The following is a 14,455-nucleotide window of genomic DNA, read 5'->3' as shown; positions in this document are numbered from 1 at the left end:
TTTTTGATGGGGGCTTGTTTTATGCCCCAGCAAAAATGTCGTTTAGTGCCTCACTTGTGCTTGGGTGAGTAAAAATTTGATTCTTAAATACATCGGCTTTTGCTTTAAGTTGCATGGCAAGAGCTATTTCGTTAATTAGCTCGTGAGCATTTTCGCAGTGAAATGTCGCACCTAAAATTTCTTTATTCTCTTGATCTATAATAGCCTTTAAAAAGCCAATTTCTTTGCCTAAAATTTTGGCATTTGGCACTGATGATAGTGGTATTTTTAGTACTTTAGCATTTTTAGCCATCTTTTCGCTAAAGCCAATTTTTGCTAGCGGAGTATCAGTAAAAAGTACATTTGCATGTATGGCTCGGTTTTTTGTCGAGCGAGACTTATCGCCAAAAAGATGAGAAAAAACTATCCTAAAATCATCAAGCGATATATATGTAAAAAGTTCGCCACCTTTAGCGTCCCCAACAGCGTAAATATCGGCATTTGTTGTTTGTAAAAACTCATTTACGACTATCTCTTCGCGCTCATTTGTGCTAACGCCAGCAGCTTTTAAATTTAGCTCCTTAGTATTTGGTGTCCTTCCAGTAGCAAACAAAAAAGCATCTGCTTTTATTGTTATCTCTTCATTTTTGATAGAACATATCATCGTATCATCTTGTACGCTTTTTGGACTGGTTGATAGTAAAATTTCTATCCCTTGTGCGTTTAAAGCTTGTTTTATGCTATCCCTTACATCGTCGTCTTCATCTGGTAAAAACTCATCTTTTCGAACCAAAATGCTAACCTTAGAGCCAAAATTTGCATACATAGAGGCAAATTCCAAGCCTATAAAGCCACTTCCTACTATCACTAAATGTTTTGGTAGCTCAGACAGTGACAAAAGCTCTTTGCTTGTATAAATTTTGTCTGAGTTTACTAAAATTTCAGGCTTTTTATCTATTGAACCAGTGTTTATTATGATTTTGTCAGCAGTTAAAGTTAGGGTTTCTTCGTTGCTTTTAACAACTTTTATCGTTTTGCTATCTAAAAAACTTGCCTTTCCATCAATGATATCTAAGTTTTCTTTATCATTTAACATCGCATAATTTTTGGCTCTTAGAGCCGCTATAAGCGTATCTTTTTTGCTCATTGCCTCTTTAAAATATGCTTTTTTGTCTGTATGAAATTTTGCCTCTTTTGAAAGCATTATCAACTTTTTACTAGGTATACAGCCTATATTTATGCAAGTTCCGCCATACATTTGTGGGTTTTTCTCAATTAACGCGACTTTTTTGCCAAGCTCTGCTGTTTTTACGGCTAGAGTTTTTCCAGCCTTACCAAATCCAATAATAATCAAGTCGTACTTCATTTTAAGCCTTTGTAGATAAAAATATTGCTAAATTATAATGATAAAAATCAAACATGAGATAAATTTGAATAAAATTTTAAAAAGAGACTCCGAGCATTTACTCTCGGAGGTTTAGAATTATTTTTGTGATTGAATAAAGTCAGCTACAGCTTCGATATCTTCGTCGCTAAGTGGTGTGGCGATAGGCTTCATCATAGCACCCATGCCATATTTATTTGCGCCAGTTTTGTAGCTTTTAATGCCAGCTACGATATTATCTTTTGAAAGTGAAGTAAGAGCTGGAACTTTGTTGTTAAAAACTTTCTCAGCTTTGGCACCATGACAGGCAACGCATTTTTTATAAATAGTCGCACCATCAGCAGCAAAAGCGCCAGTTGCAAGCATAGCTGCAACACCAGAAACGATAAATAACTTTTTCATTTTACATCCTTTGTGAAAAATTCAAGGGCTATTATATTATAAAAAAGGTAAATGAAAGTTTTTCTTTTATTGGTAAATAAATTTTTTTATGTATAATAGCATTATGAAACAAAATAAAGCACTTTTTTTAGATAGAGATGGCGTTATAAATGAAGATCATGGCTATGTTTATAGGGTTGAGGACTTTAAGTTTATAGACGGAGTTTTTGAAGCATTGCGTGAATTTAGCGCGCTTGGTTATATCTTGGTGGTCGTGACAAATCAGTCTGGTATCGGGCGTGGATACTATACTCTTGAAGACTTTTATAATCTTACAAAACATATGCTAAAAGCCTTTGAAAAAGAGGGAATAGAAATTTCTAAAGTCTGTTTTTGTCCGCACGCGCCAGAAGAGGAGTGTGAGTGTCGCAAGCCAAAACCAAAGATGATAACTGATGCAGCTGCTGAGTTAAATATTAATCTAAAAGATAGTATAATGATAGGCGACAAACAAAGTGACATCAAAGCCGCGCAAAACGCTTGCGTTGGGCAAAGCTACTTGCTTGATGGTGTAAATTTCACAAGCGTGAAAGATGTTTATGAAAAGATAAAAAGTAAAGGTTTGATATGAATTTTAATAAAAAACGCATAGTGATAACTGGTGGTGCTGGCTTTATAGGTTCGGCACTGGCACATCATTTTGATGAGCATTATCCAGAGGCAAGCGTACTTGTGGTTGATAAATTTAGAAATGATGATGTTTTTAGTAATGGAAATTTAAAATCATTTGGTCATTTTAAAAATTTGCTTGGTTTTAAAGGAGAGGTTTTTGCTGGAGATATAAATAGCAAAAAAACGCTTGAAAAGATAGGGTGCTTTAAGCCAGACATAATTTTTCATGAAGCAGCGATCTCGGATACAACGGTAAAAGAACAAGACGAGCTTATAAAAACAAATGTAAATGCCTTTGTGGATCTGCTTGAAATTTGCCAAAAGCATGATATAAAGATGGTTTATGCTAGCTCTGGTGCGACTTATGGAAATGCAAAAAGTCCGCAAAAAGTAGGCGAATGCGAAGCTCCAAACAATGCTTATGGATTTTCAAAGCTTGCTATGGATAATATCGGTCGCAAGTATGCACAGCAGGGTGTTCATGTGGTTGGACTAAGGTATTTTAATGTTTATGGAAAGGGTGAGTTTTTTAAAAACAAAACGGCTTCGATGGTGCTTCAGTTTGGTTTGCAAATTTTAGCTGGTAAAACACCACGCCTTTTTGAGGGTAGCGACAATATAAAACGAGATTTTGTCTATATCAAAGACATAATAGACGCAAATCTAAAAGCCGTTAGTGCTAAAAGTGGCGTTTATAATGCAGCTACAGGAACTGCAAGAAGCTTTCAGGATATAGCTGATATATTACAAAAAGAACTCGGTACAAATTTAGGCAACGAATATATTCCAAACCCATTTGTTGGGTCATATCAGTTTCACACAGAGGCTGACATGGCGGCGACAAAGGCGGGGCTTGGCTTTGAGAGTAAGTGGAGTCTTGAGGATGGTGTGGCTGATTATATAGGCGAGATAAAGCGTATATTTAAGGAAGAGCTAAATGGCTAGCTATGTTAAAATTTTAGTTGTTGGCGATCTTATGCTAGACCACTACATTTGGGGAAGTTGTGATAGAATTTCACCCGAAGCGCCAGTTCAAGTCGTAAAGATAAATAGCGAAACTTACAGGCTTGGTGGAGCTGGAAATGTCGTGGCAAATTTGCTCTCGCTTGGTGCAAAAGTAAGTGTGGCAAGTGTTGTTGGGGATGATAGTGTAGGTAATAATATAAAAAATATGCTAAATGACATTGGTGCAAAAACTGACTTGCTCAAATTTGAAGATAGCCGCAAAAGCTCGATAAAAAGCCGAGTTATGGCGACCCATCAACAAGTTGTGCGCATAGATAGTGAAAGTGCCGAGCCTATAAAAGATAGTAAAAATTTTATAAAAGATATATGTGAGAATTTAGATCATTTTAACGCTGTTTTGTTAAGCGATTATGGCAAAGGCGTGCTTATTAGCGATGTTTGTCAAGAGATAATCAAAAAATGCAAACATATGCAAATCCCAGTTTTAGTTGATCCAAAGGGTAGTGATTATAAAAAATACAAAGGCGCAACGCTTCTTACGCCAAATAAAAAAGAGGCAAGCGAGGCTACTGGATTAAAAATAGATAGCGACGAAAAGCTTCTTATCGCCATAAAAAATCTAAAAGAAACGGCTGAGCTAAAGTACTCTATCATCACGATCTCAGAAGCTGGTATAGCGCTTTTTGATGATGAGCTAGAAATTTTTCCAGCTGAAGCTAAGGAAGTTTTTGATGTTACGGGTGCCGGAGATACGGTGCTAGCCACGCTTGGATATATGCTTGCAAGTGGTGCAAACATTAAAGAGGCGATAAAAATGGCAAATCTTGCAGCCGCGGTTGTTGTCGGTAAGATAGGTAGTGCTACGGCAAATTTTGCCGAGATAAATGAGCTTTTACAAGATCGAGAAAGTATTCATTATGAAAAAAAGATAAAAAGTGCAGATGAGTTGGTTGAAATTTTTGCTCACAAGGAGAACAAAAAGATAGTCTTTACAAATGGTTGCTTTGATGTGCTTCATGCGGGACATACCAAGTACCTAGCAAAAGCTCGTAGTTTTGGGGATATACTTGTAGTTGGGCTAAATTCTGATACTTCAGTAAAAAGACTAAAAGGGGCAAGTCGTCCCGTAAATTCACAAGATGACAGAGCTAGCGTGCTTGGTGCGCTTGGTTTTGTTGATTATGTTGTGATATTTGATGAGGATACTCCGCTAAATTTAATAACAAAATTAAAACCAGATGTACTTGTAAAGGGCGCTGACTATGCCGATAAAGAGGTGGTTGGTAGCCAAATAGTAAAAGATGTGCGTCTTGTAGAGTTTGTAGATGGTAAGAGTACGACTGGCATTATAAAAAGGATAATAGATGCAAATAAATGAAATGATAAAAGCAGAAATTTTAGCTCATATAAATACCGCAAATAAAATGTCTTTGCTTGAAAATGATATAAAAAAAGCTTGTGAAATGGTGGTAGATACGCTAAAAAATGGAGGTAAAATTTTAATATGTGGCAATGGTGGTAGTGCGGCTGATGCACAGCATTTTGCAGCAGAGCTTACTGGAAGATATAAAACCGAACGCCTAGCACTTCCTGCGATAGCACTTACGACTGATACTTCGGCGCTTACGGCGATTGGAAATGACTATGGTTATGATATGGTTTTTGAGCGTCAGTTTTGTGCACTTGCAAAAAAAGGTGATTTGCTAATAGGAATTTCAACTAGCGGAAATAGTAAAAATGTCATAAACGCACTGAGTATCGCAAAAGAATTTGGCGTAAGAACTTTGGGGCTTACAGGAAGAGATGGCGGCGCTATGAATGAAATTTGCGAGCTAAATTTGGTTATGCCAAGCTCTGATACTCCACGCATTCAAGAGATGCATATCTTAGTTATCCACACTCTTTGTCAAGCAGTGGATAACGCATTTTAGGCTTATGAGCGCCACTTGAGCGCTCTTTTATCCTTTAAAATCAAACTCATCAGGGTGATCAAGCGCATATCTAAATTGCGTTAGATCAACTTTTTTATCCCATATTGAGATTATCATACAACCAACGGCATTTCCACATAGATTGCCCACAGCACGCATCTCTGACATAAATTTATCAACGCCAAGTAACACAGCCACGGTTACAACTGGGATGCCAGTGCTTGGTAGAGCAGCTAGCGTGCCAGCAAGCACTATAAAGCCAGAGCCAGTAACGCCAACAGCACCCTTGCTTGTAATCATAAGGACAATGAGAATGCTGATGAGATGCTCAAAGCTTAGCGGTATGTCAAAAGCCTGCGCCAAGAATATCACGCTAAGACTTAGGTAGATATTTGTACAGTCAAGGTTAAACGAGTAGCCAGTTGGTATGATAAGACCGACTGCACCCCTGTTAATGCCAGCACGCTCAAGTTTTTGCATAAGTGGAGCAAGTGCAGTTTCTGAAGAACTTGTAGCAAAAACTACAAGCACCTCTTTTGATATAAATCGCATAAATTTAAATACATTGACCTTCGCAAAGTAGCATATAGCACCAAGCACACCAAATATAAAAAATAAGCTAGCTGCAGCCATGACAGCTAAAAGCTCTAGCATGCCAAGTAGTGAACTAATACCAAATTTCCCTATCAGATAAGCCATCGCAGAAAAGGCTGCTATCGGACTAAAAAGCATTAAAATACTAAGTAATTTTAGCACATAGTGCTGGATAAATTCTAGCGGTTTTAGGCATGTTTTTTTATGCTCATGTTTTAAAAAAGACAAGATTATCGCCACACAAAGAGCCATAAAAAGCACTTGAAGTGTATTTGAGTTTATAAACGGTGTGATTGGATCTGGTGGAACTGCACTTTTTAGGATCGACCACATTGAACCTACATCACGATCAACATGTGTATATTTATCAACACTACTTGGGTCTAGTTTGGTGTAGTCTAGATGCATGCCGTGTCCTGGTCGCAAAATTTCACCAAACAAAATTCCTACCGCAAGCGCTATAGTGCTTACTATCTCAAAATATATAAACGCCTTAAGTCCGATAGATCCTAGATCTTTTAGGCTCTCAAGTCCAACTATACCTGAGACTATCGTTAAAAAGATGATAGGTCCGATGAGGGCTTTAAGTGCTTTGATAAAGTAGTCGATACCAGGCTTACTTGCTATGCCAAGCTCTGGTGCAACGATACCAACGATAATTCCAGCAATAATTGCAAAAACAACCCAAAACGCAAGGCTTGTCGCCAGTTTCAACCAGAAATTTTTCTGGGCTTGTGTCTGTTGCATATTAGACCTTTATAAATTTTCTTTAATCTCTGCCGAAACGATCTCATCACCCATGCTAATCGCGTCAAGCACCTTTAAACTCTCCTCATCTATGCATTTTCCAAATACCGTATGAACGCCATCAAGGTGCGGCTGCGCGCTATGGCAGACGAAAAACTGCGATCCACCAGTATCGCGTCCAGCATGCGCCATACTTAGGCTACCGCGTTCATGGCGAACATTTTGATCATCGCATTCGCACAGGATTCTCCATCCAGGACCGCCAGTTCCAGTGCCGTGTGGGCAGCCGCCTTGTATAACAAAATTTGGAATAACTCTGTGAAAATTTAGACCATTATAAAAGCCACTTTTTATAAGCTCAACAAAATTTGCTACCGTTTGTGGCGCTTCATCTGCGAAAAGCTCTAGATTTAAATCGCCCTTGCTTGTGTGAAATACAGCAAATTTTGCTTTTTTTAGCTCATCTATATTTGGTTCATAAATTTTTAATTCATCAAATCTCATACATTTTCCTTTAAATTTTACTCAATATTTGTATAAACAGCCTGCACATCGTCATCATCTTCTAGTTTGTCAAGCAGGCGTTCGATGTCTTGCATCTGTTCTTCGCTTAAGTTTATGGTAGTTGTTGGGATGTATTCAAGCACGCCTTTTTTTAGTTCAAGACCAAGCTTCTCTATGCCCTCACTTAGTGTGCCAAAGCTTGTGTAGTCGCCATAAAGCGTTACGCTTTCATCGCCCTCATCAAGCTCTTCAAGACCAAAATCTATAAGCTCTAGCTCTAACTCTTCAAGTTCTTGTGATGGCTTTGAAATTTCAAATACGCTTTTTCTGCTAAACATAAAGCTTAGTGCACCGCTTGGTAGAACCTCGCCACCATTTTTGTTAAAGATAGCCTTTACATTTGCGACAGTTCTAGTTGGGTTGTCAGTAGCCGTTTCTACGATTATTTGTACGCCGTGAGCTGCCTTTCCATCGTAAAATATAGTTTTGATGTCTGCACTATCTTTGCCATTTGCGCGTTTAATTGCTGAGTCTATGTTGTCTTTTGGCATATTTTGCGCCTTTGCAGCAGCAATCGCGGCGCGAAGTTTTGGGTTCATATCAGGATCGGTGCCACCCTCTTTAGCTGCTACGGTGATCGCTTTTGCAAGTTTTGGAAAGACCTTGCTCATCTTGTCCCAGCGCGCTTCTTTAGCCGCTCTGCGATACTCAAATGCTCGTCCCATTAATGTCCTTGTTATAAAATTTTCCTTGCAATTATACAAAAGGCTTACTTAAATTTTTACTTTTTTTGGATGTTTGTAAAAAATTTATGTTTTGATTCTATAATTGCCAAATGATTTTACAAGCTCAAACAACTGATGCAAAAACTTGCATTAAATTACTCAGACTTGCTATGGAAGATGCGGCATTTTATCTTGCAGGCACCAGTGATGATAGGCTTTGTAATGAAATTTTGTCTAAATTTTTTACAAGTGAAGTAAATCGCATAAGTTATAATAATGTCTATGTATATAAAGAAAATGGTACCGTTGTGGGGGCTATGTGCGTATATTTTGGTGGAGATTTAGATATACTTGATACTGAAATTTTAGCAAATGCAAAAGCTTTAAATAGCAATCTTGTTCTTGCAAATGAGTGCGAAGAAGATGAGTTTTACATCGATAGTATCGCTGTAGATGAGAAATTTAGAGGTAAGGGTATCGCTAGTAAGCTTATATCGCATGCATTTGTAATTGCAAAAGAGAAAAATCATAAAAAAGTCTCGCTCATTGCAGATGAGACAAAGCCCAAAACTTTAGCGTTTTATGAGAGTTTAGGTTTTAAAAATATTGGCAAAAAAGAAATTTACAAACACAGATATCATCATCTGATAAAGGAAATAATATGAAAAAATTTAAAGTCGCAAATATCCACTGCCAAAACTGCGCAAATACTATAAAAAACGCACTTGAAGATGATTTTGGAACTATTTTAGTTGATCTAAGTTGTGAACCAAAAGTTGTGAGTGTGGAAATTTCAGATGAGCGCGTGCAGGAGTTTAGGGCTGAGCTTGAGGATCTTGGATTTAGCGTAATAAAAGAGTTTTGATGAGCGAGCGAGTTAAGCTAAATATCGCTGGCATGAGCTGTGTGAATTGCTCAAATTCTATACAAAAGGCAGCTTTAAAAATACCAGGTGTTAGCGAGGTAAATGTCAGCTTTGCAAATGCCAGTGGAGAGTTTGTGATAGAGAGACCAGAGATTTTGCCAGCGCTTGAGGCAAAGATAAAAAAGCTTGGTTTTGAGATTGCAAAAGATATAGATGAGCTTGAGAGAAAACGAAGTGAGCATATAAAATCTTTGCGTGATAAATTTGCTTTTGGTGCAGTCTTAAGCGCTGCTATCATGGGCTTTGAGATGTTTGGTGAAAAAAATTTCATAAACTATTTTATGATGATCATCTTAGCGGCTCTCGTAATGTTTTATAGCGGTAAGAGCTTTTTTGCTCACGCTTTAGCTGCTTTAAAGAGTCGTAACTATGATATGAATGTGCTTGTTGCACTTGGAACAGGCAGTGCATTTTTATACTCGCTTTTTGTGTTTTTGTTTCCCAATGCCCTTGATAGCGAGCTAAATAATATGTATGTTTCAAGCTCAGCTATGATAATTACCTTTGTATTACTTGGTAAATTTTTAGAGGAGCGCTCAAAAGCAAAGGCTGGAGACTACATTAAAAATTTGCTTAAATTTTATCCAAAAACAGCACTTGTTATAAAACCAGATGGGCAAAATGTTGAAGTTAGTGTAAATGAGTTAAATGTAGGCGATATAGTTGTTGTTAAGAATGGATTTAATGTCCCAGTAGATGGGACGATAGTGCAAGGTGGCGCAGAGATAGATGCCTCTATGCTTACTGGTGAGAGTTTGCCAGTTTATAAAGAAGTAGGGGATGTTGTTTTTGCTGGGACGCTAAACACAAATGGCTATATAAGCGTAAAAGTAGAGAAAAAAGCAGCACAAACCCTGCTTTCTCAAATCGTCATACTTTTAAATGATGCGAGTGCAAAAAAGATGCCTATTTCGCGTCTTGCTGATAGAGTCGCAAATATCTTTGTCCCAAGTGTAGTTGCTATAGCTATTCTTACTTTTTTAGTTTGGTTTTTTATGGGTGCACATTTATCATATGCTATATCAAGCGCGATTTGCGTGTTGATAATCTCTTGCCCATGCGCACTTGGACTTGCTACGCCAATAGGCATAATCTCTGCGCTTGCATGCGGGGCTAGGAGCGGAATTTTGATTAAAAATCCCGAGGTCTTAGAGCTTATAAAAGATGTTAAATTTGCAGTTTTTGATAAGACTGGTACGCTTAGCAAGGCTCAAATAAGCGTAGCAAGTCACACTTTAAGCGCCCCAGAGTTTATGCAAATAGCAAGCGTTGAGGCACTTAGCGAGCATCCTATATCAAAAGCTGTTGTGGAATTTGCTGAGCAAAACTACCAAAGAGTAAGAGCTGCTAGTGGTGAGTTTAGCAATATCGTAGGTCAGGGTATTAGCTATAAAGATGAAAACGGGCTTATATTAGTTGGCAACGCAAAACTTTTAACACAAAATAATATTGCTTTAAGCGATGAGCAAAGGGCACAAATTTTAGCTGCTACAAGTGGAGGAAGTGGCGTTGTGCTTTGTGCTATAAATGATAAATTTGTTGGTTTTATAAGCATAAGCGATAAGATTAGAGATGAGAGCAAGAGTGTTATATCACAACTTAAAGCATATGGCGTAACTACTGTCATGCTGTCTGGGGATAATGAAAATGTAGTGAGCTCTGTTGGCTTAAAGCTTGGCGTTGATCAAACCTATGCAAACGCTATGCCACATGAAAAACACGAAGTTATCAGTAAATTTAGCAAAGAGGGTAGGGTGCTTTTTGTTGGAGACGGCATAAATGACTCGCCATCTTTAAAGTCTGCTGATGTTGGCATAGCGATGAACTCGGGCTCAGATATAGCAAAGGCTGCTGGAGATATCGTTCTTATTAAAAATGACCTACAAGGCGTTTTAAGCTCTTTAAAGCTTGGAAAAAACACCATAAGAACGATAAGAGAGAACCTTTTTTGGGCATTTATCTATAATATCATTTGTATCCCAGTCGCTGCAGGGGTTCTTTATCCGATGTTTGGCGTACTTTTAAATCCAGTTTATGGCGCTTTGGCTATGTGCTTTAGCTCTGTGACGGTTGTTTTAAATTCACTAAGACTTCGCTTTTTAAGACTTTAAAACGGTAAAAATTCAGCAAAAATAGTTATAATTTTGCAAAAATTTAAAGGAATACGATGAGAGTTGGAGAGCTTTACGGCGTAGTTTCACTCGTTCTAGCAAGAAATTTTAATTCAGCACCAGACATAACCGATGTTATGAAATTTAGAAAAAGCAATAGCTGGCTGATTCAAAGAGATAGCAAAGCAAATGTTCTTGGAAGTGAGCATTTTGCTAAATTTTTAGCTGGCGAGAGCGTTGCTATAATTAGCGATGACTTTATACATTTGGGTAAATTTCTAAAAGTAAGCCACTATATAAATGGTGCAAATGAGGATCTGACTAAGTTTTACGAAGTGTGTAAATTTGAGCCAAAATTTGGCGAAATAGACTCATTATCAAACCAACTTTTACTCATAGCAAGCGTCTTAAAAAAAGAGCTTGACGAGCAAAATGGTAAATTTTTGATACGCTTTTTAACGGCATATTTTTTGCCCTACGCAACAATAGCAGCAAAAGATATTAGTCAAAATGCTCAAAGTGAGTTTTATAAGGCTCTTGGGTATTTTTTGGATGATTTTTGCATTGCGCTTTGCGAGATGTTTGGCATAAAGCAAAAATAGTTTATATTTTTTCGTAGCCAACTTGCATTATGGCTAATTTTATGCCTAATACTCCAAAATTTAAAAATTTTAGCTATAATCTCTAAAACCTAAAAATAAGATATAAAAATGAGTGAAATTAAAAAACTTAAAGAGCAGGTTAAGGAATTTTTACTAACAAGATACGGACTAAGTGGGCTTATAAACTCAGATATAAAAAATCTTAATTTTTATATAAGCGACAAAACCCATAGTATGATAAGCACGATCCACGAGCCTTCTGTTTGCATAATCTTGCAAGGTGCAAAGTCGGTTGGCTTTGATGGACAGATGTTTGAGTATAACGAAAACACCTATCTTTTAACTTCTACACATATTCCGCTTAATGTTAGCCTTACAAGAGCGTCAAGTACCGTGCCTTATGTGTCTTTATCGCTTAAATTTAGCCTAGAAGAGGTCTATGAGGTTCTAAAAAATATAGACTTAGATGATAAAGCTTTGCAAAAAAATCAAAAAGGTCTGTTTTTATCTGAGCTAAACGATGAGCTTTTAGAACCAGTTTTAAGACTTATTTTACTACTTAAAAAACCACAAAATAACATAAAGTTTCTTGCAGAGCTGATTAAAAAAAGAGATACTTTATTTGTTGGTAACTTGTGAAAAAAGTGGAGCATTTTTAAGGGATTTTGCCTACAAAGGAAGTAGTGCAAATAAAATAAGCCAAGCTGTAGGCTTGATAAAGCAAAATTTTAGCGATAAGCTTAATATAAAAGAGCTCGCAAAAAATTGCGATATGAGTGAAAGCTCGTTTTATCAGCATTTTAAGACGATAACATCATTGTCTCCACTTGCTTTTCAGAAAAAAATTCGCCTTGAAGAGGCTAGAAATTTACTTTGTATGCAAAAGGGTAGTGTGTCGCAAGTTGCTTATAATGTAGGTTATGAGAGTGCGTCACAGTTTAGTCGAGAGTATTCGCGTATGTTTGGTGTTTCGCCAAAGCAAGATTATAAAATTTTAAGCTCTAGCATTGCTTAAATTTAAACTAAATTTTATAAAATTAGCAAAAAACAAAAAGGAAAAACTATGAAAAAGATGTGGGAAGGCAGATTTAGCGAGGCGAGTGCGAAGCTTTTGGAGGAGTTTAACGCCTCTATACATTTTGATAAAAATTTATTCGAACAAGATATTGCAGGTAGCAAAGCACACGCTAAAATGCTAGGCTCACAGGGCATTTTAAAACCAAGCGAGAGCGAGCAGATCGTCGCTGGGCTAGACACTGTTTTAGCTGAAATTCGAGCTGGTGAGTTTGAGTTTCGCGCCGAAGATGAGGACATCCATATGGCGGTTGAAAAGCGGCTAAGTGAGATTATCGGCAAGGAGCTTGGTGGCAGACTTCACACGGCACGAAGCCGAAATGATCAGGTTGCGCTTGATTTTCGCCTTTATGTTTTGGAAAAAAATCAAGAAATTTCAAGCAAAATCAAAGCCCTTATCGCTACTCTAAACAGCCTTGCCGCAACACATCTAAACACGCTAATGCCGGGCTTTACGCACCTACAACACGCTCAGCCAGTTAGCCTTGCGTATCATCTGATGGCGTATGCGTTTATGTTTCGTCGTGACGCGCAGCGTTTTATAAGCTCTTTTGATCGAAATAATCTATCTCCGCTAGGATCTGCGGCACTTGCTGGCACGCCGCACAAGATCGATCGCGAGATGGTAGCGCACGAGCTTGGCTTTGCTGGTGTTACGCAAAATGCGATGGATAGCGTGTCTGATCGCGATTTTGCACTGGAAATTTTATTTAACATCTCTGTTTTGATGACCCACGCTTCACGGCTTTGTGAGGAGCTTATTTTGTGGAGTTCGCAAGAATTTGGCTTTATAACGATTAGTGATGCTTACTCGACTGGAAGCTCAATCATGCCACAGAAGAAAAACCCAGATGTAGCCGAGCTTATCCGCGGCAAAACAGGTCGTGTAAATGGCAATCTGGTTGCACTACTAACCACGATGAAGGGCTTGCCACTTGCGTATAATAAAGATATGCAAGAGGATAAAGAGGGTGTGTTTGATAGCGTTTCGACGGCACTTAGTTCGGTTGAAATTTTAAATGAGATGATAAAAACGGCGAAATTTAATGAAGAAAATATGCTAAGTGCGACAAAAAAAGGGCATTTAAGCGCGACTGATCTAGCGGATTATTTGGTTCGCGAGAAAAATGTAGCGTTTCGCGAGGCGCACTTCATCACTGGCAAAGCCGTGTCTTACGCTGAAAATTTAGGCGTGGATCTAAGTGAGCTTAGTGGGGAGCAGCTAACACAAGTTGATATAAATTTAGGCGAAGACGCTGTGAAAGTTCTTGATCTAAACGCATCAAAAGAAGCGCGTAAGTCAGCTGGTGGCACGGCAAATGCAAGCGTACAGGCACAAATCGATGAGATTTCGGCGTGGCTAGGAGTGCTAAAGTAGCAGTTCTTTGCAAAATTTTTATTAATAAGTTTAATTTTACACGATAGTATATTTTGTACCGTTGACTTATCTAGAAACACCAGATATACTATTTGGAGTAAAATTAAGGATAAATTCACATTTTACAGCTTAAGCGAACCAAAAAATTTGCTTAAGCTTTTATGTCTATGCTAGCTTTAGCCCATGCATTTATGTGTTTCATACTTCTCATCGCCTTTTATATCTAGCACAAGACCGATAAACTCGCTGTTTGATTTATATGCTAAAGAGGTATTAAAGCCCTTGTAGTCGCTTCTGTATTTACCGATTAACTATTGCGTTTGATATTTGATAGAAATGCACTATGTTCTTTGCAAAGTGAGCTATGACGCTTGCGGTTACGAACACCAAGAAGCGCTACTTTTTTACCTGTAAATCAACTTCACCAAAGTTCATCAAGCTTGTCTTTCCAAGCCTTAGTAAACCGCCATCACCGTATGTAA

Annotated in this window: 16 protein-coding genes; 11 read left to right on the top strand and 5 right to left on the bottom strand. The window is 37.9% G+C overall.

Annotated elements, in window-relative coordinates:
* Positions 1 to 19 precede the first annotated feature (19 nt).
* Positions 20 to 1,345: a dihydrolipoyl dehydrogenase family protein gene (locus U5B17_RS04995; RefSeq protein WP_430804265.1), complete on the bottom strand. Its 1,326-nt coding sequence runs from the start codon at positions 1,343 to 1,345 to the stop codon at positions 20 to 22.
* A gap of 117 nt (positions 1,346 to 1,462) precedes the next feature.
* Positions 1,463 to 1,765 (bottom strand): c-type cytochrome, encoded by a 303-nt coding sequence (locus U5B17_RS04990; protein ID WP_430804264.1) that lies wholly within the window; start codon positions 1,763 to 1,765, stop codon positions 1,463 to 1,465.
* 103 nt (positions 1,766 to 1,868) lie between these two features.
* Here U5B17_RS04990 and gmhB point away from each other — a divergent pair, with 103 nt between their 5' ends.
* The 4 genes from gmhB to gmhA are packed head-to-tail and all read left to right on the top strand — an operon-like array spanning position 1,869 to position 5,313.
* Positions 1,869 to 2,375 carry a D-glycero-beta-D-manno-heptose 1,7-bisphosphate 7-phosphatase gene (gene gmhB / locus U5B17_RS04985; RefSeq protein WP_430804263.1) on the top strand — a complete coding sequence of 169 codons (507 nt, stop codon included), beginning with the start codon at positions 1,869 to 1,871 and terminating at the stop codon, positions 2,373 to 2,375.
* Positions 2,372 to 3,361 (top strand): ADP-glyceromanno-heptose 6-epimerase, encoded by a 990-nt coding sequence (gene rfaD / locus U5B17_RS04980; protein ID WP_430804262.1) that lies wholly within the window; start codon positions 2,372 to 2,374, stop codon positions 3,359 to 3,361. The genes gmhB and rfaD overlap by 4 nt, the downstream gene beginning before the upstream one ends.
* Entirely contained in the window at positions 3,354 to 4,760 is a 1,407-nt protein-coding gene (gene rfaE1 / locus U5B17_RS04975; RefSeq protein ID WP_430804261.1) for a D-glycero-beta-D-manno-heptose-7-phosphate kinase, read from the top strand. Before rfaD ends, rfaE1 begins: the two co-directional genes overlap by 8 nt.
* The gene (gene gmhA, locus U5B17_RS04970) at positions 4,747 to 5,313 is read left to right on the top strand and encodes a D-sedoheptulose 7-phosphate isomerase (protein WP_430804260.1); all 567 of its coding nucleotides are present in this window, start codon (positions 4,747 to 4,749) and stop codon (positions 5,311 to 5,313) included. Before rfaE1 ends, gmhA begins: the two co-directional genes overlap by 14 nt.
* 27 nt (positions 5,314 to 5,340) lie before the next feature.
* Here gmhA and U5B17_RS04965 read toward each other — a convergent pair whose 3' ends face one another.
* The 3 genes from U5B17_RS04965 to U5B17_RS04955 are packed head-to-tail and all read right to left on the bottom strand — an operon-like array spanning position 5,341 to position 7,883.
* Entirely contained in the window at positions 5,341 to 6,654 is a 1,314-nt protein-coding gene (locus U5B17_RS04965) for a cation:dicarboxylate symporter family transporter (protein WP_430804259.1), read from the bottom strand.
* Positions 6,655 to 6,663: 9 nt separating this feature from the next.
* Positions 6,664 to 7,158, bottom strand: coding sequence for a peptidylprolyl isomerase (locus U5B17_RS04960; protein ID WP_430804258.1), 495 nt, complete (start codon positions 7,156 to 7,158; stop codon positions 6,664 to 6,666).
* Positions 7,159 to 7,175: 17 nt separating this feature from the next.
* Complete coding sequence (locus U5B17_RS04955; protein ID WP_430804257.1) at positions 7,176 to 7,883, bottom strand: YebC/PmpR family DNA-binding transcriptional regulator; 708 nt, start codon at positions 7,881 to 7,883, stop codon at positions 7,176 to 7,178.
* Between the two features lie 110 nt (positions 7,884 to 7,993).
* Here U5B17_RS04955 and U5B17_RS04950 point away from each other — a divergent pair, with 110 nt between their 5' ends.
* The 7 genes from U5B17_RS04950 (at position 7,994) to argH (ending at position 13,973) form a co-directional block, all read left to right on the top strand.
* Positions 7,994 to 8,548, top strand: a complete 555-nt coding sequence (locus tag U5B17_RS04950; RefSeq protein WP_430804256.1) for a GNAT family N-acetyltransferase — start codon at positions 7,994 to 7,996, stop codon at positions 8,546 to 8,548.
* Positions 8,545 to 8,748: a heavy-metal-associated domain-containing protein gene (locus tag U5B17_RS04945; RefSeq protein ID WP_430804255.1), complete on the top strand. Its 204-nt coding sequence runs from the start codon at positions 8,545 to 8,547 to the stop codon at positions 8,746 to 8,748. The genes U5B17_RS04950 and U5B17_RS04945 overlap by 4 nt, the downstream gene beginning before the upstream one ends.
* On the top strand, positions 8,748 to 10,919 hold the full coding sequence (locus tag U5B17_RS04940; RefSeq protein WP_430804254.1) for a heavy metal translocating P-type ATPase: 2,172 nt from the start codon (positions 8,748 to 8,750) through the stop codon (positions 10,917 to 10,919). The genes U5B17_RS04945 and U5B17_RS04940 overlap by 1 nt, the downstream gene beginning before the upstream one ends.
* 56 nt (positions 10,920 to 10,975) lie before the next feature.
* Positions 10,976 to 11,521, top strand: coding sequence for a hypothetical protein (locus U5B17_RS04935; RefSeq protein WP_430804253.1), 546 nt, complete (start codon positions 10,976 to 10,978; stop codon positions 11,519 to 11,521).
* 108 nt (positions 11,522 to 11,629) lie between these two features.
* Positions 11,630 to 12,160, top strand: a complete 531-nt coding sequence (locus U5B17_RS04930; protein ID WP_430804252.1) for an AraC family transcriptional regulator — start codon at positions 11,630 to 11,632, stop codon at positions 12,158 to 12,160.
* Positions 12,147 to 12,536, top strand: a complete 390-nt coding sequence (locus U5B17_RS04925) for a helix-turn-helix domain-containing protein (protein WP_430804251.1) — start codon at positions 12,147 to 12,149, stop codon at positions 12,534 to 12,536. The genes U5B17_RS04930 and U5B17_RS04925 overlap by 14 nt, the downstream gene beginning before the upstream one ends.
* A gap of 48 nt (positions 12,537 to 12,584) precedes the next feature.
* Positions 12,585 to 13,973 (top strand): argininosuccinate lyase, encoded by a 1,389-nt coding sequence (gene argH, locus U5B17_RS04920; RefSeq protein WP_430804250.1) that lies wholly within the window; start codon positions 12,585 to 12,587, stop codon positions 13,971 to 13,973.
* Positions 13,974 to 14,455 lie beyond the last annotated feature (482 nt).

Origin of the sequence: Campylobacter australis (assembly GCF_050586305.1) — a bacterium.
In the GTDB taxonomy this organism is placed as follows: domain Bacteria; phylum Campylobacterota; class Campylobacteria; order Campylobacterales; family Campylobacteraceae; genus Campylobacter_A.
Note: the sequence above shows the minus strand (reverse complement) of the source record. Positions and strands in the feature narration are given on the sequence as shown.

Coding starts and splice junctions, on each gene's coding strand:
- U5B17_RS04995 (WP_430804265.1), bottom strand. CDS start 1,345: ATGAAGTACGACTTGATTATTATTGGATTTGGTAAGGCTGGAAAAACT.
- U5B17_RS04990 (WP_430804264.1), bottom strand. CDS start 1,765: ATGAAAAAGTTATTTATCGTTTCTGGTGTTGCAGCTATGCTTGCAACT.
- gmhB (WP_430804263.1), top strand. CDS start 1,869: ATGAAACAAAATAAAGCACTTTTTTTAGATAGAGATGGCGTTATAAAT.
- rfaD (WP_430804262.1), top strand. CDS start 2,372: ATGAATTTTAATAAAAAACGCATAGTGATAACTGGTGGTGCTGGCTTT.
- rfaE1 (WP_430804261.1), top strand. CDS start 3,354: ATGGCTAGCTATGTTAAAATTTTAGTTGTTGGCGATCTTATGCTAGAC.
- gmhA (WP_430804260.1), top strand. CDS start 4,747: ATGCAAATAAATGAAATGATAAAAGCAGAAATTTTAGCTCATATAAAT.
- U5B17_RS04965 (WP_430804259.1), bottom strand. CDS start 6,654: ATGCAACAGACACAAGCCCAGAAAAATTTCTGGTTGAAACTGGCGACA.
- U5B17_RS04960 (WP_430804258.1), bottom strand. CDS start 7,158: ATGAGATTTGATGAATTAAAAATTTATGAACCAAATATAGATGAGCTA.
- U5B17_RS04955 (WP_430804257.1), bottom strand. CDS start 7,883: ATGGGACGAGCATTTGAGTATCGCAGAGCGGCTAAAGAAGCGCGCTGG.
- U5B17_RS04950 (WP_430804256.1), top strand. CDS start 7,994: ATGATTTTACAAGCTCAAACAACTGATGCAAAAACTTGCATTAAATTA.
- U5B17_RS04945 (WP_430804255.1), top strand. CDS start 8,545: ATGAAAAAATTTAAAGTCGCAAATATCCACTGCCAAAACTGCGCAAAT.
- U5B17_RS04940 (WP_430804254.1), top strand. CDS start 8,748: ATGAGCGAGCGAGTTAAGCTAAATATCGCTGGCATGAGCTGTGTGAAT.
- U5B17_RS04935 (WP_430804253.1), top strand. CDS start 10,976: ATGAGAGTTGGAGAGCTTTACGGCGTAGTTTCACTCGTTCTAGCAAGA.
- U5B17_RS04930 (WP_430804252.1), top strand. CDS start 11,630: ATGAGTGAAATTAAAAAACTTAAAGAGCAGGTTAAGGAATTTTTACTA.
- argH (WP_430804250.1), top strand. CDS start 12,585: ATGAAAAAGATGTGGGAAGGCAGATTTAGCGAGGCGAGTGCGAAGCTT.